The following is a 21,534-nucleotide window of genomic DNA, read 5'->3' as shown; positions in this document are numbered from 1 at the left end:
CTCTCCTTCCACTCCGGCCGACCGCTCAGGCCTTACCGGAGATAGGTCTCGAACCACTCGCGAGCCAGCCGGGCGACCTGATCCAGAGCGCCCGGTTCTTCGAAGAGATGGGTCGCCCCGGGGACGATCTCCAGGGCGACGGGGGCCCTCATCCGGGCCATGGTCCGTCGGTTCAGGGCCAGCACCTGGCGGTCGTCGCCGCCGACGATCAGCAGCGTCGGCGCCTGGACCGCGAACAGCGAGGCGTCGGGCGTGAGGTCGGGTCGACCGCCGCGCGAGACGACGGCGGCGACCTCGGGACGCTCAGCCGCCGCCCCCAGGGCCGCAGCGCCGCCGGTGCTCGCCCCGAAGTAGCCGAGCTTCAGGCCGACCGTCTCCGGACGACGTTCGATCCACTCGGTCGCGGCCACCAGCCGGCCGATCAGCAGGTCGATGTCGAACCGCAGATGGCGGGTGTATCGTTCTTCGCGTTCCTCGGCCGCCGTGAGCAGGTCGAACAGCAGGGTGGCGAACCCCGCCGCCTGGAGCGTCGCGGCGACGGCTCGGTTGCGTTCGCTGAACCGGCCGCTGCCGCTGCCGTGCGCAAACAGGACCGCTCCGCGCGCGTCCGGCGGAACCGCCAGGTCGCCCTCCAACATGACGCCCACGGCGGGGATCTGGACGGGGATCGTCTGCACGCCGTCGATGGTCTGAATCATCGAATCAACTCCTGGCTGAAATCCATCTCACCCCCGAACGCCGCGCTCAGCGGGACGCCGTCCGGGCCGCTTCTTGCTCTCGCTCCGCCTGTCGAAGCAATTCACTCACCTCCGCGTCGCTCGTCTGGCTGAAGTCGGCGTACCAAAGGCCGACCGCCTGGAACGGCTCCGGAGTTCTCGCGCAAACGATCTCGTCGACCTCGTGGGACATCTCGTCAACCGTTTGACGAGCCGCGACGGGGACGGCGACCACGACCCTCGCCGGCCCCATTCGTTTCAACGCGGCGACGGCCGCGCGCATGCTCGCTCCGGTGGCCAGGCCGTCGTCGATCAGAATGACGGTCCTGTCTCGCACCTCGGGCGCGGGGCGGTCGTCGCGATACTGCCGCTCGCGACGTCCCAACTCGGTCGCCTCCATCTTCGTGACCGCCTCGACGACCTGCGGCTGGATCCGCAGGGCCTCGACGACGTCTCGATTCAGCAGCCGAACGCCCCCCGACGCCAATGCGCCGAAGGCCAGCTCCTCATGACCCGGTACGCCGAGCTTGCGGACCAGGAACACGTCGAGCGGCGCTCCCAGGGCGTGGGCCGCCTCATACGCCACCGGCACGCCGCCGCGCGGCAGCCCCAGAACCAACACGTCGGAACGTCCGGCGTATTTCGAAAGAGACTCGGCGAGGACTCGCCCCGCCTCTCTCCGATCGCGGAAAACCTGACGAGACATCGCCCGCCTCCTTCGGTCCCTCCGACCGATGCAAGGGGGGGCGACCTGACTCCCCACGCAACGCCGCGGGAAGGAGATCACCGTGAACAATGACCCGCTCTGAACGGGACCGACGAATCGCCGATCCTCGGATCGGCGAACGCCTCGCAAACGACGCCTCATTATATCAGCTTCGTCGACCTGGGGCGAACCTCGCCCGTATGAATTAAGCGGACTCTCCGCCCGATCGTCCTCGCTCGCTATAATTCCTACGGGCGACTTCCTGTTTCGGGACGCCGCCGGGGGATCGAATGATGAAGCTGCGTCTCAAGGGGAACTCGATCCGGATCCGGTTGGACCGGCGCGACCTGGGCGGGCTCGCCGAGCGAGGCGGAATCGAAGACGCGCTGCGGTTCGGGCCTGGGGCGGAGTTCCGCTACGCGGTCGAAGCGGCTTCGGCGCCGAGAGGAAAGCCGACCGCCTCGTACTCCGAGGGTCGGTTGGTCGTCACGATCGACCCGGAGGACGTCCGCGCGTGGGCCGCGACCGATCGCATCGGGTTCGATCACGAGCAGGCCGTCGAAGGGGGATCGGTCCGGGTGGTGCTGGAAAAAGACTTCGCCTGCCTGGACCGCGCGGAGGGTCATGAGCACGACGACGCCCACGCCTTCCCCAACCCGTCGGCCGCGTGCGGGCCCACGGCGGAGTCGGGCTGACGCGCAAGGCGCCCGAGCTCAGCCCCCTGGCGGCGGGACGACCTTCAGGCTCGACAGCGGCACGGATCCGTGCTGGCTGGTGAAGAGGACGTCGCGACGGTCGCTCCCCTGCTGCTGAGAGACGCCGCCGATCTGGTGATCGCCCGTGTCGTAAATGGTCGTCTGGGCGCCGCGACGGACGACCAAGCGGCGAAGCCCAGCGAAATAGGCGTAAAGCACGTCGTCCTGGCCGCCGGCCGCGTTGGGACGGCCGAATTCCTCCGGCCACCAGGCCTCGATAGGCTTCATGGGCTCCATCGGACGCATGGGTTCCATGGGCCTCATCGACGCCGATGCTCCGGGCGCTGGGCCGCCCTCTCGGATCAGGGCCTCCAGGTCCGCGGCCAGGGAAGCCACGCGGCTTTTCAAGGCTGAGTCGAACATCTTGCCGATCTGGATCATGCCGGGCATCCACTGACCCAACCCGCCGAGTTCAGGGTGGTCGAACTGCGCCATCGGCCCCTTCTTCAAGGCGTTGTAAAGTGCTTGCGCGGCCTCGCGGCTGAACCCGTGTTTGGCGGCGACTTCGCCGATTCGATCCTCGCTCATCATTGGGCCTCCTTTACCTCGACCGTTTGTTCGTTCAGCTTGGCCGCCCCCCAGAGGGTGGTCATGGCCACGTCGGCGGCGTCGCGGCCGACGGCGATCGGAACGAGCGCCGGGCGGACGCCGTCGAACGTCGCGTCGACGTTCCACCAGGCCCCGCCGAGATACACCTGGACGTAGCCGTGGAAGTCGGGCGGTTCCAACCCCAGGGCGTAGCCCGAAACGTACCGAGCCGGGACGCCGAGCGCCCGGCAGAAGGCGATGGTCAGATGGGCGAAGTCGCGGCAGACGCCGATGCGCTCCGTCGCCGTGTCGTAGGCCGAGGTCATCGCGTCTGTCGTCCCATAACGGTATTCGACGTGACGGCGGACCCATTCGGCGACTTTCAGAACCCGCTCTCCCCCCGGCTGAATGCCGCCGAACTCGCTCTGCGCCATGCGGGAGAGGAGGTCCGACTGGCAATAGCGCGAAGGGAGCGTGTACATCATGGCGTCCGCCGGGATGTCCTGCGGCGCGTGCTCGATCGCGTCGACCGGCGGCGGCACGTTGGGCTGCGACTCGATCGTCGCCGTGAACTCGAACGAAAACGTCCCCGCCGGAGCCAGCAGACGACGCTCGGGGTTGGCGAAGATGTCGGCGCGAAGCTCGGAGAGGTTCGTCGGCGTGGTCGCCAGATGTTCGTCGCGAACGCAATGCGTCAGCCCCTGCAGGGGAGGCTCGACCATCAGAAGGACGAACGTATCGGCGGGCAACTGGTAGGACGCGGCGGCGCGGACGGAAAGCAGCATGAACAGGGTCCCTTCGGCTCACGCGTCGTCGTCAATTAGGCCATTATAGCGCGGCACGATGGGCTCTTAAGTACAATATCGGCCCGAAGTCGCGGAGTTTCGAACGGGAGGAATGATGGCTGAGACGGACGCGCCGACGGTGCTGGACACCACGGCCGGGAAGTTCCCGCTCCTGGAATACCGCCTGCGTCGCGAGGGCCGCGAGTGGCCGGTGCTGCACGTCGGAGCCGTGCTGACGGAGGAAGACGAGACCCGCGCGATCGTCCGCAAGACGAACCGACTGCCGTACGGGGTGTCGCTCTGGCCCTCGGCGATCGCCCTGGCGCACGAGGTCGCCGCCCGGCCGGGCGAGTTCCGCGGCCGGAGCGTCCTGGAGTTGGGAGCCGGCGTGGGCCTGCCAGGGATCGTCGCCTCGACCCTCGGCGCGCGGGTCGTCCAGACGGATCGCGAGGCGTTGGCCCTGCACGTCTGCCGGATCAACGCCGATCGCAACCGCCAGACCGACATCGAACACCGCGAGGCCGACTGGACTGAATGGACCGAGACCGCCCGCTACGACTGGATCCTCGCCGCCGACGTCCTCTACGGCGACTCGATCCACCCTCACATCCGCAAGATCCTCGAGACCAACCTCACCCCGCGCGGCCGGGTCCTCCTGGCCGACCCATTCCGCCCCCCCGGCTTCGCGTTCCTCGAATCCCTGGAAGCCGCCGGCTGGGCCGTCAGCTTCTCCCGCTGGAACGTGGGCGACGAGCAAACGCCCCGGCCCGTCGGCGTCTTCGAGGCAACGCCGCCGAAACCGGGGACGTGATCCCAACGTTGTTCGGAACGAAGAGAGACAGTCTTCCCCCCTCGCGGGGGAAGACAGATCGCGAAGCGATCAGATGAGGGGGACGACCGCCGCCGGATCCGCATCCAAAGTCGCGACTTCAAAGCGATGCCGATCCCCCCTCATCCGGCCCTTCGGGCCAATACTGTTCGGCACGGGAATTGAGCTTCAGAAGAAGCGATGGAAACCTCCCTTCTCCCCTGGTGGGAGAAGGTGGCCGAAGGCCGGATGAGGGGGATCCCAACGTCCGCCGACGGTTATGACCCCCCTCATCCGCCCCTACGGGGCACCTTCTCCCACCAGGGGAGAAGGGAGGCAATCGCCTCCGATGGCTTATATGCAAGTCGAGCCGAGCAGTATTGCCCCGCGGGCCACCTTCCCCCGCGAGGGGGGAAGGCCGTTGAGACAATCTCGTCACGGAGCCGTCGCCTTCAGCCGCAGGACCGTCAACGAGTGCGCCGGGAACGTCCGGACGAAGGAGGTCGACGCCCCACTAACGGCCTCGCGCCGGGGGGCGACCTTCAGCGGCTCGTCGACCGAGTTGACCGCCCCGGGCTCGCCCGAGATCACCAGCGCGGTCCCCTCCGGCTCAACGCGAGAGACTCCGCGAAGCTCGACGCGGGCGTCCAGCGGCGACGCGCCGGCGTTGACGAACTTCACGATCACCGTGCGATCGGCCTTGTCGTAAGTCGCCGTCGTGAAGGCGGCGATCGAGGCCGCGCTTGGTTCAGACGTGACGTCGGTCACCAGCTTGTCGTCGATGTAGCCTCGGACGCGACGCCCGGCGACTTCCAGGCGTAGGTCGTACCAGCGTCCGGCTTCGACGCGGAAGGGGGCGCTGGGACCGTACGGATCGCGACCGCCAAGGCTGTTCGCGGCCTCGCAGCGGGCCTCTGTGTTCCCCCAGCCGCCGATGTTCCACCAGCGGTATTCGTCCTCGCCGACCGCGTGCCAGATCACGATGAACCCCTCGCGACCGGCGTTCTTGCGGGCCTTCACGCGGATCGTGTAATCGGTCCAGCCGGGATCTCCGGTGAACGCCCAGGTCTCCGCGTCCTTCCGGGCGGGGGCGACGACGCGTCCTCGCGAGTTCCAGGGACCGCCGCTGGACCGCCACTCGCCGGTCTGGTCCGGGGCCATCAGCACTCGACCGTCCGGGGCCGTGACGCTCAGGTCGGTGTACTCGACGTCCGTGTGCCATGAGCCCAGCCCGATCCCGCCGCGAGACGCCTCGGCGCTCGGCGATGAGGTCGGGGCGGTGAACTCGGTCGGCAGGACGACGTCCCCCTTGTTCTGAGCGAGCATCACCTGCGCGTGGTAGCTGGGCGAGCCAAAGCTATGCAGAGCGTCGTAGCCGATCAGGTTCGTGTTCCACTGCCAGCCCTTCGGATACCCCTTGCCCGGATCGGCGGGGTTCACGTTCACCAGCAGGGGCGCGTAACACTCCATCACCACGGCGTCGGAGTTCTTCTCCATCCCCATGATGAAGGCGGCATCGGCCAGGCCGGCGTTGAGCGTCGGCGTCGGCCGGCCTTCCTGCGTGGCCCACTCGCCGACGAACGTCTTGATCGCGGTGTCGCGCTGGCGGCCGTTGAAGCCGCCTCCGGCGAACGAGAGCTTCGGCGAGTCGGCCGTCGTTGGGTCGTACATCGTGGCCATGCCCATCAACTGGCGGGCGCTTCGGTAGAAGTGGTCGTCGTAGAGGTCGGGCTTGAAGCTGGTCACCGGCGCGGAGGCGATGAGCTTCAACTGGGGATAGCGGGCGCGGATCGCCCTGGCGATCTGGGTGAACCGGCCGTCGTAGCTCCCCGACTTGTCGAACCAGTCCTCATTGCCGATCTCGACGTACTTCAGCGCGAACGGCTCGGGGAATCCGTCGGCCGAGCGTCGGGCTCCCCACTGGCTGTCGGCCGGGCCCATGACGTACTCGATCTCCTCCAGGGCCTCCTGCGTGAAGACGTCCATTTCTGGGGTCCCGGCCTTCACGTAATCGCCGTTGAGGACGTAGCCCGCGAACACGCCAAGGACCGGCTCCGCGCCGAGCTGCTTGCACCAGAGGAGGAACTCGGGCAGGCCGAAGCCGTCGGACGAGCGATAGCCCCAGCATCCCATGTGGCCGGGACGCTGATCGGGCGGGCCGACCATCTCCTTCCAGCGGAAGCGATCGGCGAAGCGTCCCCCTTCCAGGTAGTTGCCGCCGGGGAGCCGGATGAACTTGGGCCGCATCTCGGCCATCAGCTTCATCAGGTCGGGACGCAGCCCGTTGGGGGCGTTCTGATACGTGGGCGGGAAGAGCGAGACATAGCTGAACGAGACGCGGCCGCTCCCCTTCGCCGAGAGCACGAACCGGGCCTTCGCCGTCGTCGGGGCGTCGGGGCCGGTCTTGAGTGCGATGGTGTGCTTCCGCCAATCACCGGTCACGGGCTGCGATTGGGCCGAGGCGACCGTTTTCCCGTCATCGGTCAGGAGTGAGACCGTCACTGGGCCGGCGAAACCGCCGGAGCCCCGGGCGTAGAACGTCGCGCTGTAGGGCGTGTCGGGCCGCACCGGGACGCCCCAGTAACCGTCGTTGGCGACGCCGGCCTCGCCGCCAGACAGATCCAGGCGAAGGCTGACCGGCAGCGCCGAGTTCACGGGCTCGATCGCATCCGTCGACGCCTTCCCCTGGCCCACGACCGACCAGTGGACGGGGAGCCCGCCGGGGGCGTTGCCGGGATCCTGAAACGTCCGGTTCTGGATCAGCTCCGCGTACAGCCCGCCGTCGTAGGCGTGGTTGATCTCCTCGGTCATGAACCCCATGAAGTCGGGCGGGATGGCCGTGCCGGGCTTGTCGACGTGCACGGCGATCGTCGCCGGGCCGTCGGCGGCCGTAGCCGAGGCGATGGAAATCCCCGCGCCGATCGCGAGGGCCGCAAGCCATGAAGTCCGGCCGTAGCCGGAACGGGGTCGACGTTGCATTCTCGGGTGCTCCCTGAACTCGGATCGACGAGGCTCGCTCACGACAGCCGGATGGTTCGTCCCTCGGCGGCGGAGCGACGGGCGGCGTCGAGGATCTCGACGACGATGAGGTTGTTGCGCAGGGCGGAAAGGCCCGTGGGTTTGATCTCGCCCCGGACCACGGCGGCGAAGTAGCGGAGGAAGTCGTCCTCCGGCGCGGCCAGCGCGGGAGCCTTGCGGGTCTCCTCGGGCTTGCCGGCGAGACGGACGCGGACTTCCTCGCGGCCGACCGTGAGGACCTGCCCGGTCCGCCCGTAGACCTCCATGTCCTTGCGGTCGAACGGCCAGTTCCACGAGGCCTGCAAGACGGCCACGGCGGCGGGGTATTCCAGGATCACGGTCGCCTCGTCGTCCACTCGCGGGTAGACGTCGGGCTTGAACCGCTGGGTGACGGCCGAGACGGACGTTGGACGCGCGTCGTCCATCAGCCAGGTCATCAGGTTGGCGCCATAGCAGCCGAAGTCGAACAGGGCCCCCGCCCCGTTTTTCTCCGGGTCGGTGAGCCAGGCGAGGAACTCGGGCTGGACGCCGATCTCCTTGGGCCCGCGATGTCCGTCGTGAACGACCACCTTGCGGATCTCCCCCAGCGCCCCGGCCGTCTTCGCCAGGGCGTACGCGGCGTGGTTGGAGGAATGCCAGGTCGTCTCGTAGTTCACCAGCACGGGGACGCCGTGCTCGGCCGCGGATCGCTCGATGGCCCGGGCGTGATCCACGCTGACGGCCAGCGGCTTCTCCATCATCACCGGGATCTTGCGCCGGGCGCAGGCCTCGACGGCGGCCGGGTGGTCGAACGTGTTGGTGAAGACGACGACGCCCTCTGGCTTCGCACGGTCGAGCATCGCCTCCAGCGAGGGGTGGACCTTGTCCGGGTCAAGCTTCAGCCGCTGGACGTAACGCGCGGCGACCTCGCGATCGGGCTCGGACACGCCGACCAGCTCGACTTCATTCGAGTCGCGATACCGCGACAGGAACCCCGAGGCGTGTCCGTGCACCAGCCCCGCCATCCCCAGCCGCAAAGGGGGTGAAGCCGAAGGAGCCGCCGCACCGAGCGCGCCAATCGCCGTCGCCCCGAGGAACGCCCGTCGCTTCATCGTCCGTCCTCCGATCACCCGGGAAACGCACTTCGCCTAGAGCCTTCCCGTGAATGGGGGTTACGCACGAGGCGCCCTACCTCCCTTCTCCCCTTGTGGGAGAAGGTGGCCCGAAGGCCCGGATGAGGGGGGTCGCAACCCAACGGCCGATGGTTTCGCACCCCTCATCCGCCGCTGCGCGGCACCTTCTCCCACAAGGGGAGAAGGGGGATGCAGGCACACACAACAGCCCCGTGAAAGTCTTGCGGGACAGCCTTACCCGACGCCTCAGGTTACGCCGCCCCACAGCCGACCACAACGGGCCGCCGCTTTCTCCTGTCAGCCTGGGGCCCGTCCCTCAAAGCGGAGGCGACGACCGTAGCGATCGCACCGGCCAGGCGTCCCAGGAAGCTATCAGGCCGGTGATCGGAAATGGCCCGTGGACGACACAGTAGAAATAGAGGATGGCGGTGCCCGGCTCTTTCTCAATTCGAATGCGCGAAGGAAGCGAGCAGCAAGCCTGGTCGTTTTTCGCCGAACGAAGCCAAGGACGGGCGACGCCGCAAAGTCCACAATGGCAACAGGTTGATCATCGGAATCAGGCACAATTCCCGCGGCGAACGAAGCCGAAACGGAGCCGCGCGAGGGGTTCCGCACTCGGCGTCGGACACGGTCGCCGAACGGCCGGCGCGAGCCTGCGATCGGCGAGGTCCCCGCGATCGACCTCGACCGGATCGCCAGGTCGGCAAACAGCGAAGCTGGATACCGAAAATCGCCGAACGGAGCCAATCCCGAAGGCCGTTTGTCGGGAGCAAAACCCAGAACCCCAAAGTGTTGCGTCGACCGGCTTCGAACGAGCACGGCGCGAACGGACCCAAGCCTCCGGGTACGCCGCGGCTTACTTCGGGGGGGCGTCGCCGCGGGAGCTTTCCACCCGCTTCAGCTCTCGGGAGAGGTCGCGGTTCAGCTCGGCGGCGTCGAAGTCGGCCGAGGCGGGGAGGCGGACGTCCCAGTCGCGGGTGAGGTCGTACTGGACGCGGCCCTCGACGGGGCGGACGTCCAGGATGTGGCCGCCGACCTTGTGGTCGTCCGAGAGGAAGTGCCAGTGGTAGCCGGGGACCGTCAGGTTGCCGACCCACGACGGACTCCGGACGCCCAGCATCGTCCCGCTGACGTTGCGATGGGTCCACATCGACTGGCTCTTCGCCACCTCGTCGAGCGGTCGATAAGGAGGCTCCTGCCGCTTGACGCTTCGCAGGGTGATCGAGTCGACCTTGGCCCGGATCTTGATCGCGACGAACGCGTTCCGGCCGGCGAGCGTCTTGTTCAGGCGTTCCTCAAGCTCGGTGAGGCTGGCGACGCGCGGACAGGGGAACTCGCCGTCGACGTCGAACGGGGTGACGACCGCGAACGGGGTGGAGCGATCGGGCGGAACGTCGACGATCGCGCCGTCGCCCCGGACCTGATACGCCCGGCCGTCCAGGACGATCAACTCGCCGTCGAGGTGGTCGAGCGTCCCCAGGCCGAAGTCGCCCAGCTTCAGCAGCTCGGCGATGGAAGCCTCGCCGTCGTACCGGCCGACCATCAGGGCGTTGATGACCGAGATCTGCGAGATGGTGTCGCGGCCCCCCCCCGGCGGCTCATCCGCGCCGAGACAGGCCGAAGCGAGGGCGATGGCGAATATCGTCTTCCAATTCATGGATTCTCAGAACCCCACCGCAGGACGGCCGCCGTAGATGCGGGCCAGCTCAACCATGATCTTCTCGAGGCGGGCGTAGTAGTCGTCCTCGGACAGACTCTCTTTCTTGGCCCGCAGGTCGGCGGCCTCGCGCTCCAGGTTATCACGGCGGTCGCGGACTTCGGGCGTCATCTTGCGGTCGCGGTCGTTGGGGACCAGGTGGATCTGTCGGGCTCGTGCGCCGTCGAGCGACTTGCCGCCGGTGGGCTTCTTGATCGCCCTGAGGCCCTTGAACCAGTCGGCGGGGGTGCCCAGCTTGTCGCCGTCGTCGTCGATCAGGGGGTGCTCGGTGGCCAGGCGGGACTTGGACTTGTAGAACTCGGCCGTGCGGGTGGCGGCCGTGAGGAAGGCTTCCAGCAGCGAGACCTGTTCGTCCTTGTCGAGGTCGGCGCGGGGGTCGGCGATCGCCTCGGCGAGGTTCGGGCCGAGCCTGGCGTAGTTCTGCTCGTCGCCGCTGCGGGTGGCGACGATCACGACTCGCCCGGGCGCGGAGAGGGCGTTGAGGAACGGGCCGCTCGCCGAGGAGCCGTCGAGGATCGCCAGCGGGCGGGTGAACGGCTTGAGCCACTCGGCCGTCTCGGCGGCCGTGACGTCGGGGCCGCGGAGGTTGAACTTGGCCTCCTTACCGTCGAAGGTGCCATGACCGACCATGACCAACCAGAGGGCCTCGCGACCGCCCGTCGGCGTCTCGGCCAGGGCCTTGCGCAGGGCTTCACGGTCGGGGACGGCGGCGTCGGCGGAGCCGTCGATCCCGATCGCCCGGAAGTCGGCCGGGGCCTTGGCCGCGGCGGCTCGCCAGGCGTCGACGGCCTGGCGGAACTCGGCGGCGTACTCGGGCGTGCCGGGCGTCCCGACGACGACGAGGACCGACGGCCGGTCGGCGGGCGGCGGAGCCTCGGCCTGGGCCTGAGCCAGGGTCGCGAGCAGCAGGGCGGTCGCCAGGAGGGGCATGGGGTCGTCCTTCGGTCAGGCGAGGCCGTTGAGCCGGCGCAGGCCCCACTCGGCGGCGAGGCAGGCGACGGCGAAGAGGAACGCGGCCGGATGGTCCCAGAGCGTGGCCGTCCAGGGCTCGGAGATCGGGGCGCCTCGGGCGGGAAGGCCGGCGACGAACGATTCCAGGTCGTCGCCCTCGACCACCGCGCCGCCCGTCTTCCTGGCCAGGTCGGAGAGGAAGGCGCGGTCTGGGGCCAGCCGGGCGAACTCGTCGGCCGCCGGCTGCGAGGCCCAGCCGGCTTCGGCCTCACCCACCGCCGAGCCGTCGGCCGCGACGGCCGTCGCCGAGACGCGATAGCCCCCCGGCGTCTTGGGAACGTAGGTCGCCACGTAGGCGCCCGGCTCGCCGGAGACCGGTTCGGCGACGACGGCGGCCGTCTCGCCGTCGGGGAGCTTGACTTTGAGCGCGACCTTGGAATCGTCGAGCGGCCGGTACTCCTTGTCGCGGACGCGGGCGGTCAACTCGACGGCCGGCGCGGGGGATTCCGGCGACGGCCGGACGGCGACCTCCACGCGGCGCGGGACGTCGGCCACCAGCCAGCGAGCGGTCTGGCGCCAGGCCTTCTCGAGGTCGCTCTCCGCCGGGTCTTTACGATGCATCCCCCAGCGCCAGAGGTCGCCGATCAGCAACGCGCCGACCCTCCCCTTGCCGAAGCTCTGCACCGCCAGCGCGGGGGCGACGGTCCCCTCGGGATCGGTCGCCTCGGCCAGCACCACCGCCCCGGGCTTGAGCCGGCCGACCTGGCTGAGCGTCCGGAAGGGGGGCATCTCGTTCAGCCGCTTCTGCTCCTCCGGCTCGGTGGCGCGGGTGCGGACCCAGGGCTGGAGCCAGCCTTCACGAGTGAGGACCAGATGGAAGCCCGTTGTGTCTTTCGGCTCGGTGCGGCGGTCGAGATAGACGGGGAGCATCTCGCCCACGGGCGTCCGGTCGTAATGGCCGTCGGCGAACGTCTCGGGGCCGCCAAGCATCAGCAGGCCGCCGCCCCGGATCGAGACGAAGTTCCGCAAGAGCGTCATCTGGTCGGGGGCGAAGAAGCCGGCCTCGATGTCGTCCAGGACGATGGCGTGGTAGCGGTACAGGTCCTCGGCCGTCTTGGGGAAGCCGTCGCGCAGCTCGGACTCGTCGGCGACGTCGAGGCGGACCAGCACCGGCTTGTCGGCGGCGTCCTGGGTGTCGGCGGCGGGGTCGTCGAAGCCCTCGAAGAACTTGTTCTGCGGCCGTTCCCCCTTGGCCTGAAAGTCGAACTTGGGCTGCTTTCGAGCCACCCGTAGCATGCCTACCAGGCGGATCTGCTCGTCTTCGTGGAGACCCCGATGGAGGAACTTGTACTCCCAGTTAGGCCGGCCGCCGACGTACAGGATGCGGTATTCTCCGCCCCCCTGGTCGACCACTACAAACCGCTCGTTGTTGGCCAGCGCCTGCTCCGTGGACGGCGGCGACGGCCCTTCGGCTTTCGGCTCCTCATCGGCCGGGAAGGCGCGGACGCGGTAGAACGAGACCCCGCGTTTGGGGGGACGGAACTGGAAGCGGAAGTTCAGGGGCTTGTCGTCGGAGCCAGCGGTCTCGCGACGCCGCTGGACCTCGGCGCCGTTCTCGTCGAGCACGACGGCGACGATCGGCCGGCCGGAGAATCCGGGGGTCGCGACCTCGACCCGAATGACGACCGGGGCCGACTCGAAGTTCGTCTGGCTGACCGTCGCCGACCGCACGCCGACGTCCCGTGCGCCGGGGTTCATCGGCAGGAGCACCGGATAGATCGGCGGCAGATCCTTGGGGTCAACGTCGCCGAGGTCGGTACGGAGACCGTCCGTGAACAACAGGGCCCCGGCCAGCGGACGCCCCCGGAACCGCTTGGCCAGCGACCCGAGCGCCGAACCGATCGACGAGCCCGGCCCGCTGAACGTCAGCCCGTTGAAGTCGTCGACGGCGCGGAGGTGGGTGTCGAAGGCGTAACCGCGGACGTCGAAGTCCTGGCCGAGCCGGGTTCGCCAGGGCTGGTCCTGGTTGAGCTTGCCTCGGATCCAGTCGCCTCGGGTCTTCTCCTCCCCCTCGTCGCGTACCTGGAGGCTCTGGCTGGCGTCGGCCATGACGGCGAACGCGTTCGCGCCGGGGCGAGGACGACGCCCGGCCAGCAGCGGCTCAAGCACGATCAGGGCGAGCGCCGCGAAGGCCGTCGCCTTGAGCAGCGCGCAGGCGAGCCGCACGCCGACGCTGAAGCGGGAGTCCGAGTAGCTCCAGAGAGTCAGCAGCAATCCGAACGCCGCGAATCCCGCAGCCCAGGGCCACCACGCGGGCCCCCCCAACACGATCGACGATCCTGTCATCGGCCGCTCCCGAGACGTTCATAGTAGCGCCGGACGCCCTCGGCGAACCGAGGTGGAACCGGGTCGCGGTCGATTGGCACGGGAGCGTCGGGCTCCTCGCGGCGGCGGACCTCCTCGGCGATCCGCTCCTGAAGCTCGCGGATCGGGTCGGCCACCATCTGCTTCATCTGCGTCCAGTCGGGCTCCTTGGCATATCGCTTGTATTCCTCACGGACGCCCCGGACGCGGTCTCGGATCCGGGCGGCCTCGGCGCGAAGCTCGGGGTCGTCGAGGATCTCCTCCACGTCCCGCATCCGGTCGGCCCACTGGCGATACCCGTCGCCGCGGATCGGCCCGTTGGGATTGCCCCCTGGACCGCCAGCGACCGCATCCATCAGCCGATCCCCATTCGATCGCCCGCGACCGCCCTGCTGCTGGCCGCCCTGCTGCTGACGGCCCCCTTGCCCTTGCTGCTGCCCCTGGCCCTGTTGTTGGCCGCGCCCTTGCTGCTGGCCCTGGCCTTGCTGTTCGCCTTGGCCCTGCTGCTGACCCTGGCCTTGCTGTTCGCCCTGGCCCTGGCCTTGTTGCTGGCCCTGGCCTTGTTGCTGGCCCTGGCCTTGCTGCTGGCCCTGGCCTTGCTGTTGGCCTGGCTGCTGACCCTGACCGGGCTGCTGACCCTCCTGCTCGCCTTGACCTTGCTGGCCCTGGCCTTGCTGCTGTCCCTGCTGCTGACCTTGACCGGGCTGCCGGCCTTCTTGACCTTGCTGCTGCCCCTGACCGGGTTGTTGACCTTGCTGCCGACCCTGACCTTGCTGCTGACCGCGACGGCCCTGGCCCCGCTGGCCTTGCTGGTCCTGCTGCTCCTGTCCTTCGCCCTGGCCCTGCCCTTGCTGCTGCCCCTGCTGGGCCTGGGCCTCGTCCTGCTGCTGACCTTGACCGGGTTGCTGGCCTTGTTGGCCTTCTTGGCCTTGTTGCTGTCCACGACGGCCCTGACGCGGCTGGCCTTCGTCCTCTCCGGGGGGGCGTCCGGCGAGGTTGGGGTCGGCCTGGGCGATCTCGCGGTCGACCTGATTGGCGAGGTCGTCCACCTCGTTCTGGGCCCGTTTCAGGGCGGCGATCTCGTCGCCGAGCACGCTGCGGGCCGCGCGTTCGAGCCCCTCGCGGAGCTGATCGAGCCCCTCGCCGGCGCGGCGGGAGGACTTCGCGGCCTCCTCGGGAACGCCGAGCTGCGTCAGGCGTTCGGCCTCCTGGATAGCCCGGGGGATGTCCTGGCGGTCGGCGTTGCGAGCGGCGTCGTAGAGGGACTTGGCCAGGAGCGGCTCAGGCTCCTCGGCTTCCTCGACGGTCGCCTTCATGCGGTCGACGAGCTTCTCCAGGTCCTGCCGCTGACGGGCCAGACCCTCCTCGACGTCCTTGCGGTCGGGCGTGTCGCGGAGCGAGCGTCCGGACTGGGCCTGCTCGGTCTCCAGGCGTTCGGTCAGCTTGTCCTGGGCCTCGTCGAGCTTCCGGGCCTGCTCGCGCATCTCGGTCAGGTCGTCGGCGAATCGGTTGGCCGACTGCTTGCGAAGGTCCTCGCGGACCTGGTCGAGCTTCTCGCCGGCGCGGGCCCCCTCGGTGAGGGCCTGGGCGAGGTCGCCCTTGTCGAGTGCCTCAGAGGCGCGGCGCATGTTCTCGCGGCCTTGCTCGACCTGCTGGCGGGCCTCGGCCATACGCTCGCGGTTCTGCTCCTGCTCCATCCGCTCGCGGACCTCGTCGGCGTCGCGGAGGATCTGCTTCTGCTCGTCGCGGAGGCGTTTGAGCTGACGCTCGACTTCCTTGCGGGCCTCCTCGTCCTTGGCGGCCTCGAGGGCCGACTGCAGTTCCTTGAGGCGAGCGTCGAGATCCGCCTGGCGACGCGAAAGCTCGCGGAGCCGGCTGGCCACCTGGGACGCCTCGCGACGCTGCTGCTCCTGCTCCGACGTCTCCTGGGCGCTCGCCTGGCTCCGCTCCTCGAAGCGGTTCTCCTCCTCGGTCAGCTCCAGTTGGTTGAGCTGCCGCTGCGACTGGGACGCGCCCGCCTGTCGTCCCCGCTGCTGTTGACGGCCGCGGACGACCTGATGCTCGCGGGCCCGCAGCTTGAGCAGGGCCTGGTAGGCCGCCTGCTCCGACGCCAACGCCGGCTTGAGCGCGGCGGGATCGCTCGCGGACTCGGCCGCGGCCAGCCGCTCGGCGTTCTGGCTCATCGCCTTGACGGCGACCTCCAGGAACTTCTTCGAGGTTTCGTCCTGGAGCCGCTCGCCGACCGTCGCGGCCTGCTCGATCGCCTGTTCCTGGGCTTCTTTCAAGGTCTTCACGTCCGGGGCGAACTCGGCCGAAGGCTTCTCGCCGGTCTCACGTCGGATGACCTTCCAGGTGCCGTTGACGATCTGCTTCTGCAGTTCCGCAAGCTGTTCCGCTTGCTGTTGCTGGCCTGCTTGCTGCTGTTGCTGTTGTTGCTGCTGCTGCTGTTGCTGGGAAGGCTGCTCGCCCTGGCGGAAGATCTCCTCGAAGTGGCGGACCTCGGCGAAGTACATGTCCCCCTCGGCGCGGCGGACCGCGCCGTCGGGGCCGACGTCCTCGGCCCAGGCGAAGTACGAGAGCAGCTCGTCGGGCTCGGCCTTGAGGGCCTCGAAGTCGATCAGGTGATCAGCCTCGGCTTTCTTGACGGGCTTCGCGGGGGCCTCGGTGCTCGAGAGGACCACCTCACGAGGCTCGGCGCCGGCGAGGGCGTACGAGACGCCGTAGCGGACCACGCCGAAATCGTCCTGGGCCTTCGCCTTGAGCTTCAACTCCTCGACGGGCGAGACGCGGACGTCGTGGGCCGGGACGGCGAAGGCGACCGCCGGCGGCTTGTTCTCGGAGACGTTCACGGCCAGATCGGCCGGGAGCTTGTTGGCGCGGCCGTCGCGGTCGACCAGCTTGAGCTTGTACTTGTGCGAATCGGCCAGAGTCATCGCCGTGTGCAGCGCCGGAGGCTCATCGCTCTTGGCGGGGATCGCCAGAGGAGTCTCGGCGCCGGTTTCGTCCACCAGCGCAGCCGAGGCGACCTCCTTGTTGAGCCGGAACGTCAGGTCGACCTTCGTCCCCTCGACGGCCGAGACGTGTCGAACGTCCTCCGAGACCTTGGGCTCCAACCCGGTATAAGTCGGGAAGGCGAGGGCCGCGTCGATCCGGGTCAGCTCGGGATGCTCGTAGACCTTCACGCGGTACGATGGGCTGCGGCCGTCGCCGAACGCGACGTGGTAGATCAGGTCGGAGTCGACCGTCTCCACCCGGCCCGCGAACGCGGGGTCTTCCAGGCTTCGGGTCATGGGACGGGGCTCGGTTCCCTCCACGACGAGCTTCGCCTCCGCGGGCGCTCCGGAGCCGAACCGGGCGACGACCAGCAGGGGCGACCCGCGCTCGATCTCGGCGTCCCCCGGCGTGACCTCCAGTCCGTTGCTCGTCGCGCCTCCCCAGGCCCCCCCCGTCGCCGACGCACCGACGATCTGTCGAGCTTGATGACCGAGCAATCCAAACGCGGCCAGCGCCAGGCCGACGCCCAACAGTCCTCCCAGCCGGGCGCCGGCGAGCCGCCTCGACGAGACGACCGCGCCTTCCCAGTCGTGCTCGCGGCCGTGCTCAACGGCCCGGTCGACGACCGCCTGGCGGAGGAAGTTCCGCGGGGCGCCGTCGGCGTCGGCCTCGATGGCGGTCAGCAGGCCGGCGTCCAGGTCGGGCAAGGCGGACTCGATCCGACCGGCCACCCGTCGCGGGTCGCGGTCGCCGGCCGACGCCCGCCAGGCCAGGCCCAGGCTCGACGCGAGCGCGAGGCCGGCCAGCAGCACGACCAGCCCCATCGGATACGGACCCGTCGGCAGCAGGGCCAGCGCGACGAGCCCCCAGGCCAGCCCGCACCAGGCGAGGCTCGACCACAGGCTGCGGCGGCGAAGCCGACTCGCGACGCGTTCCAGAGACGCTCTCAGCTCGTAGTTCATGACGCGGCCGCCCCCGCTTCGGTTACGACGCGACGGGTTCGGCTGAGCCGACCCGCGAGCCAGGTTTCCACGACCAAAACGCCAAGCGCCGCCAGGATCAAAGGACGCCAGAGCTTCTGCCGCCCCTCCAACTCCGCCGCCTGCAACTGCCGCTTCGTCTCAGGGTCCGGCTCGGCCGCGGCCTCTTTCTTCGACTGCACCAACCGCACCCCCGCCTGCTCCAGCGCCCCGACGCCCAGGGGTGCTGTGCGGCTCTCGGAGGGGTCCAGGTTCACGGCCACGCGGCGAGGGCCGCCCGGGGCCTCGATCTCATACACGCCCGGCGCATCCGCCCCGAGGAACGCGGCCAATCCCGGCGAGATGGGGATCGAGGGGCCGTCCGGCTTGCGGACGGCGGTCGCCCCTTCGGGGAGCGGGATCGGGTCGCCCACCCGCAGCGGCCCGGTGGGCTCGCTGGAATCGCCGGGGGCGTCGAGCATGGCCGCCATCAGGGGGATGAACTTCGACGATCGAGCCAGCCAGCCGTCGGTCGGTCGCCAGCCCGTCGTCATCACAACCAGCCGGCCTCGGCCGATCCGCTTCTCGATCACCGCCGGATCGCCCGACTCAAACCGGGCGACCACGCGGGCCTCCCCCAGCGCGTCGGCCGGCAGGCGACGGTACTTGCGGAATCGGATCTTCGTGAAGTCGTTGAACTGGGGCGCCGAGACGGCGGAGAACAGGGGATGTCCGAAGTCGATCTCGCCGAGCATCGAGTCGCCTTTCACGTCGGCGTCGGCCACGTCGAACGGGGCGACGCCAGCCACAGCCGCGAGGGTCTCCGACCTACCGGCGCCGGGGACGGCCAGCACCGTCCCGCCGCGGTTGACGTACTCGGCCAGCGCGGGGGCTTCGGCTGCAGGGAGTTCCGAGGTCAGGACGACGAGCGCGGGAGGACGGTCCGCGGCGATGGCGAGCGGCGTTCCGGGAGGGCGACGCTCGACGTTCACGGTCCGGCCGGGGAGCCCTTCATAGGCCCTCGACAGGTAGTAGAGCAGGCCCTCGGGGTCGTCGGCCTCGTCGGGACCGGCGAACAGGACGGACGACGGACGTTCGGGCTCGGTCGCCACGTAGAAGGTGTCGTCGAACGAGTGCGAGTCCCCCGCCAGCTTCAGCGCGGTGTGTTCGGCGCCGGCCGGCGGCAGCGGGACGCGGACGACGCGGCTCTCGCCGGGGGGGACGGTCATGGAGACGGGCTCGCCGGGGCGGTCGACGTCCCAGGCGAGCCGGAACGCCTCACGATCGGAATCGGGATCGTTGGAGACGCGGACGCGGATCGATTCAGGCTGGGCGTCGTCGGCCGTGTCGGCCAGGCGTTCCATGGAAGCGTTGGAGCCGCGGGCGACGAAGGGCCGGACGTCCAGCTCCAGGTCGGACGGCCACTCGAAGTCTCCCAGCGCCTCGAGGTGGCACCCCTGCTGGACGTCGGAGATCAGCACGATCCGCCGTGTCGTCCGGGCGGCCGCCGGTTCGGCGTCGCCGACGTCCTCGATCACGCCGGCGGCGTCCACGAGGGCCTGGCCCAGCTTCGTCGCCGACCACGAGGGCCGCAGCTCGCCGATCCGTGTGCGAGCCAGCGCGCGGCGGGCGTCCGGGTCGAGCGCCGACCACTCGGCGAAGCTGAGGATCGGCCGAGTCGAGGCGTCGAAGGCGATGACGGCCAGCTCATCGCCGGGGCCGCGGGCGTCGACCTCGGCGATCGCCGCGGCGACGGCTTTCGGCCACAGGTCGGACCGTCTCATGCTCGCGCTGGCGTCGATCAAAAGGGCGACGCGTTCCCCTTGCGCGGCGGCGACGTCCAGCGCGGCGGGCTCCCTCAGGAAGGGCCGGGCGAAGGCCGCCGCCAGGATGATCAGGACGCCGGCTCGCAGCAGCAGTAGAGGGAGATTCTCCAGGCGGCTCCGGCGTGAGACTCGCGGCGGCGAGGGCTCCAGGAACATCAGGGAGCCGAACGGGGTCTCGTCCTTGGTCGTCCGGCGGATCAGGTGGAAGATGATCGGCGCGACGATCGCCAGGCCGCCCAGCAGGAAAAGCGGGGTGAGGAAGCTCATGCCCGCCCTCCCCGCCCCGGGGCGGTCCGCCGCGATGGGCCGGAAAGCCGGAGCATCCGCGAGCGGAGGACGTCGAACAGGGCCAGCTCCAGGGGGGAGTCGGTCGTCATCGTCCGCAGGACGAAGCCCATGCCGTCGCAGATCTGGGTCAGTTCGTCGGCGTGGGCGCGGAACTTCGCCAGGTAACCGGCGCGGGCGGACGAAGGGTCGATGAACAGGTCGCGGCCGGACTCCACGTCGCGGAACCGCGCGGGGGTCTCGAAGGTGAAGTCGACCTCCGCCGGGTCGAGGACGCGGAGGAGGATCACCTCGTGCCCTCGGGCATGCAGCCGCGAGAGCGGCTCCTTCAAGGCCGAGGCCGGCGCGAGCAGGTCGGAGATCAAGACGACCAGCCCACGCCGCTTGACGTTCGCCGCCAATTCGTCGAGCGGGCCGACGAGGTTCGTCGCCGCTCCCTTCGGCTCGCGGTCGAGCAGCCCCATGATCCGACGCAGTTGACCGGGACGGTTGCGAGGGGGCAGGTAGTCGACGATCCGGTCCTCGAACAGGGCCAGGCCGACGGCGTCGCGCTGGAGGTTCAGGAAGTAGGCGATCGTGGCGGCGGCCGTTCGGGCGTACTCGCCCTTCGTCACCTCGCCGGAGGCATAGCCCATCGACCGGCTGGAGTCGACGACGAGGTGGCAGCGGAGGTTGGTCTCATCCTCGAACTTCTTGACGTAGTAGCGGTCGGTCCGGGCGTAGAGCCGCCAGTCCAGGCCGCGGACGTCGTCCCCTTCGGTGTAGGGGCGGTACTCGCTGAATTCGACCGAGTAGCCGTGGTAGGGGCTGCGGTGGATCCCCTTGAGGAAGCCCTCCACGGCCGCCCGAGCCCGGAGTTGCAGGCTCTTGATCCGGAAGAGCGCCTGAGGGTCGACGAACGACCGCCGGCCCGCCGCGGGGGCGGGTGCAGGCTCGCGCGGGGGTCGGTCGTCCGGCATGCTCAACGGATCGGCTCCTTGACGTGTTCGAGGAGGCGGTCGATCACCGAGTCGACCGTAATCCCGTCGGCCTCGGCCCGGTAGCCGAGCAGGATGCGGTGGCGGAGCGTGGGGTGAGCGAGGGCGCGGATGTCGTCGGTCGCGACGTGGAACCGGCCTGAGAGCAAGGCCCGCGCCTTGGCGCCCAGAACCAGCGACTGCGGAGCGCGGAGGCCGGCCCCCCAGCTCACCCAGTCGTTGACGAACTTCGGCGCCGAGGGCCCCGGCCGGCTGGCGGCGGCGAGCTTCACGGCGTATCGCACCAGCGGCTCGGCGACGGGCACCTTGCGGACGACCTCGTGGAACTCGGTCACGTCCACGCCGCTGAACAGAGGCTCAACCTTCTCGGGCTTCGTCGAGGTCGTCCGCTGGACGACGGAGACCTCGTCGTCTTCCGGCAGGTAGTCGACGACGACGTTGAACAGGAAGCGGTCGAGCTGGGCCTCCGGCAGCGGGTAGGTCCCTTCCATCTCGATCGGGTTCTGGGTCGCCAGGACGAAGAACGGCTCTTCCAGCGGATAGCGGACGCCGGCCGCGGTGACCTGGTGCTCCTGCATGGCTTCCAGCAGGGCGGCCTGGGTCTTGGGCGGGGTTCGGTTGATCTCGTCGGCGAGGATCACGTTGGCGAAGATCGGCCCCTTGACGAACTGCATCCGCCGCCGGCCGTCGCCCACGTCTTCCAGGATCTCGGTCCCGGTGATGTCGGCCGGCATGAGGTCGGGCGTGAACTGGATGCGCTGGAAGTCCAGGTGGAAGACCTGGGCGATCGTCCGCACCAGCAGCGTCTTGGCCAGACCGGGGGCACCGGTGATGAGGCAGTGGCCGCCGGCGAAGAGCGCGATCAGGAGCTGCCGCGTCGCCTCGGCCTGCCCGACGATCACCTTGGCCAGTTCGCGTTCGATCCGGCCCCGGCTCTCGTGGATCTTCTCGACGATCCGTTTCTCGTCCTCGTAGGAGTCGGCCGCTTCGGTCACGAGAGTCCCTTTCGTATCGTTCACGCTCGGGGAGGGGG

Annotated in this window: 15 protein-coding genes; 2 read left to right on the top strand and 13 right to left on the bottom strand. The window is 69.4% G+C overall.

Features of this window, described 5'->3' with window-relative positions; all coding sequences use genetic code 11:
- Positions 1-32: 32 nt before the first annotated feature.
- Both G5C50_RS32650 and G5C50_RS32645 read right to left on the bottom strand, forming a co-directional pair.
- Positions 33-698: a dienelactone hydrolase family protein gene (locus tag G5C50_RS32650; RefSeq protein ID WP_165070652.1), complete on the bottom strand. Its 666-nt coding sequence runs from the start codon at positions 696-698 to the stop codon at positions 33-35.
- Between the two features lie 46 nt (positions 699-744).
- Complete coding sequence (locus G5C50_RS32645) at positions 745-1,422, bottom strand: phosphoribosyltransferase (RefSeq protein ID WP_165070651.1); 678 nt, start codon at positions 1,420-1,422, stop codon at positions 745-747.
- A 293-nt stretch (positions 1,423-1,715) separates the two neighbouring features.
- On the opposite strand from G5C50_RS32645, the gene G5C50_RS14805 reads away from it, so the two are divergent.
- Entirely contained in the window at positions 1,716-2,117 is a 402-nt protein-coding gene (locus G5C50_RS14805; RefSeq protein ID WP_165070650.1) for a DUF7009 family protein, read from the top strand.
- A gap of 18 nt (positions 2,118-2,135) precedes the next feature.
- Here G5C50_RS14805 and G5C50_RS14800 read toward each other — a convergent pair whose 3' ends face one another.
- Both G5C50_RS14800 and G5C50_RS14795 read right to left on the bottom strand, forming a co-directional pair.
- Positions 2,136-2,705: a hypothetical protein gene (locus G5C50_RS14800; RefSeq protein ID WP_165070648.1), complete on the bottom strand. Its 570-nt coding sequence runs from the start codon at positions 2,703-2,705 to the stop codon at positions 2,136-2,138.
- On the bottom strand, positions 2,705-3,490 hold the full coding sequence (locus G5C50_RS14795; RefSeq protein ID WP_165070647.1) for a transglutaminase-like domain-containing protein: 786 nt from the start codon (positions 3,488-3,490) through the stop codon (positions 2,705-2,707). Before G5C50_RS14795 ends, G5C50_RS14800 begins: the two co-directional genes overlap by 1 nt.
- Before the next feature lie 115 nt (positions 3,491-3,605).
- Between G5C50_RS14795 and G5C50_RS14790 the strand changes: the two genes are divergently transcribed.
- Positions 3,606-4,301 carry a class I SAM-dependent methyltransferase gene (locus G5C50_RS14790; RefSeq protein WP_206107709.1) on the top strand — a complete coding sequence of 232 codons (696 nt, stop codon included), beginning with the start codon at positions 3,606-3,608 and terminating at the stop codon, positions 4,299-4,301.
- 432 nt (positions 4,302-4,733) lie between these two features.
- On the opposite strand, the gene G5C50_RS14785 is transcribed toward G5C50_RS14790, so the two are convergent.
- The 9 genes from G5C50_RS14785 to G5C50_RS14745 all read right to left on the bottom strand — a co-directional run bounded on the left by G5C50_RS14785 (position 4,734) and on the right by G5C50_RS14745 (position 21,496).
- The gene (locus tag G5C50_RS14785) at positions 4,734-7,277 is read right to left on the bottom strand and encodes an alpha-L-arabinofuranosidase C-terminal domain-containing protein (RefSeq protein WP_165070643.1); all 2,544 of its coding nucleotides are present in this window, start codon (positions 7,275-7,277) and stop codon (positions 4,734-4,736) included.
- A 38-nt stretch (positions 7,278-7,315) separates the two neighbouring features.
- Positions 7,316-8,407, bottom strand: coding sequence for a Gfo/Idh/MocA family protein (locus tag G5C50_RS14780; protein ID WP_165070642.1), 1,092 nt, complete (start codon positions 8,405-8,407; stop codon positions 7,316-7,318).
- 877 nt (positions 8,408-9,284) lie between these two features.
- Positions 9,285-10,085, bottom strand: a complete 801-nt coding sequence (gene budA / locus G5C50_RS14775; protein ID WP_165070641.1) for an acetolactate decarboxylase — start codon at positions 10,083-10,085, stop codon at positions 9,285-9,287.
- 6 nt (positions 10,086-10,091) lie between these two features.
- Positions 10,092-11,075 (bottom strand): hypothetical protein, encoded by a 984-nt coding sequence (locus G5C50_RS14770; protein ID WP_240907085.1) that lies wholly within the window; start codon positions 11,073-11,075, stop codon positions 10,092-10,094.
- 15 nt (positions 11,076-11,090) lie between these two features.
- Complete coding sequence (locus G5C50_RS14765) at positions 11,091-13,442, bottom strand: glutamine amidotransferase (RefSeq protein ID WP_165070639.1); 2,352 nt, start codon at positions 13,440-13,442, stop codon at positions 11,091-11,093.
- The gene (locus G5C50_RS14760; RefSeq protein ID WP_165070638.1) at positions 13,439-17,416 is read right to left on the bottom strand and encodes a DUF4175 family protein; all 3,978 of its coding nucleotides are present in this window, start codon (positions 17,414-17,416) and stop codon (positions 13,439-13,441) included. The genes G5C50_RS14765 and G5C50_RS14760 overlap by 4 nt, the downstream gene beginning before the upstream one ends.
- Positions 17,413-19,506 carry a BatA domain-containing protein gene (locus G5C50_RS14755; protein WP_165070637.1) on the bottom strand — a complete coding sequence of 698 codons (2,094 nt, stop codon included), beginning with the start codon at positions 19,504-19,506 and terminating at the stop codon, positions 17,413-17,415. Before G5C50_RS14755 ends, G5C50_RS14760 begins: the two co-directional genes overlap by 4 nt.
- Positions 19,503-20,483, bottom strand: coding sequence for a DUF58 domain-containing protein (locus G5C50_RS14750; protein WP_165070871.1), 981 nt, complete (start codon positions 20,481-20,483; stop codon positions 19,503-19,505). Before G5C50_RS14750 ends, G5C50_RS14755 begins: the two co-directional genes overlap by 4 nt.
- Before the next feature lie 2 nt (positions 20,484-20,485).
- On the bottom strand, positions 20,486-21,496 hold the full coding sequence (locus G5C50_RS14745; RefSeq protein ID WP_165070635.1) for an AAA family ATPase: 1,011 nt from the start codon (positions 21,494-21,496) through the stop codon (positions 20,486-20,488).
- Between the last annotated feature and the right edge of the window lie 38 nt (positions 21,497-21,534).

The organism is Paludisphaera rhizosphaerae (assembly GCF_011065895.1).
GTDB lineage: Bacteria > Planctomycetota > Planctomycetia > Isosphaerales > Isosphaeraceae > Paludisphaera > Paludisphaera rhizosphaerae.
This window is presented reverse-complemented; position numbering and strand designations above follow the sequence as displayed.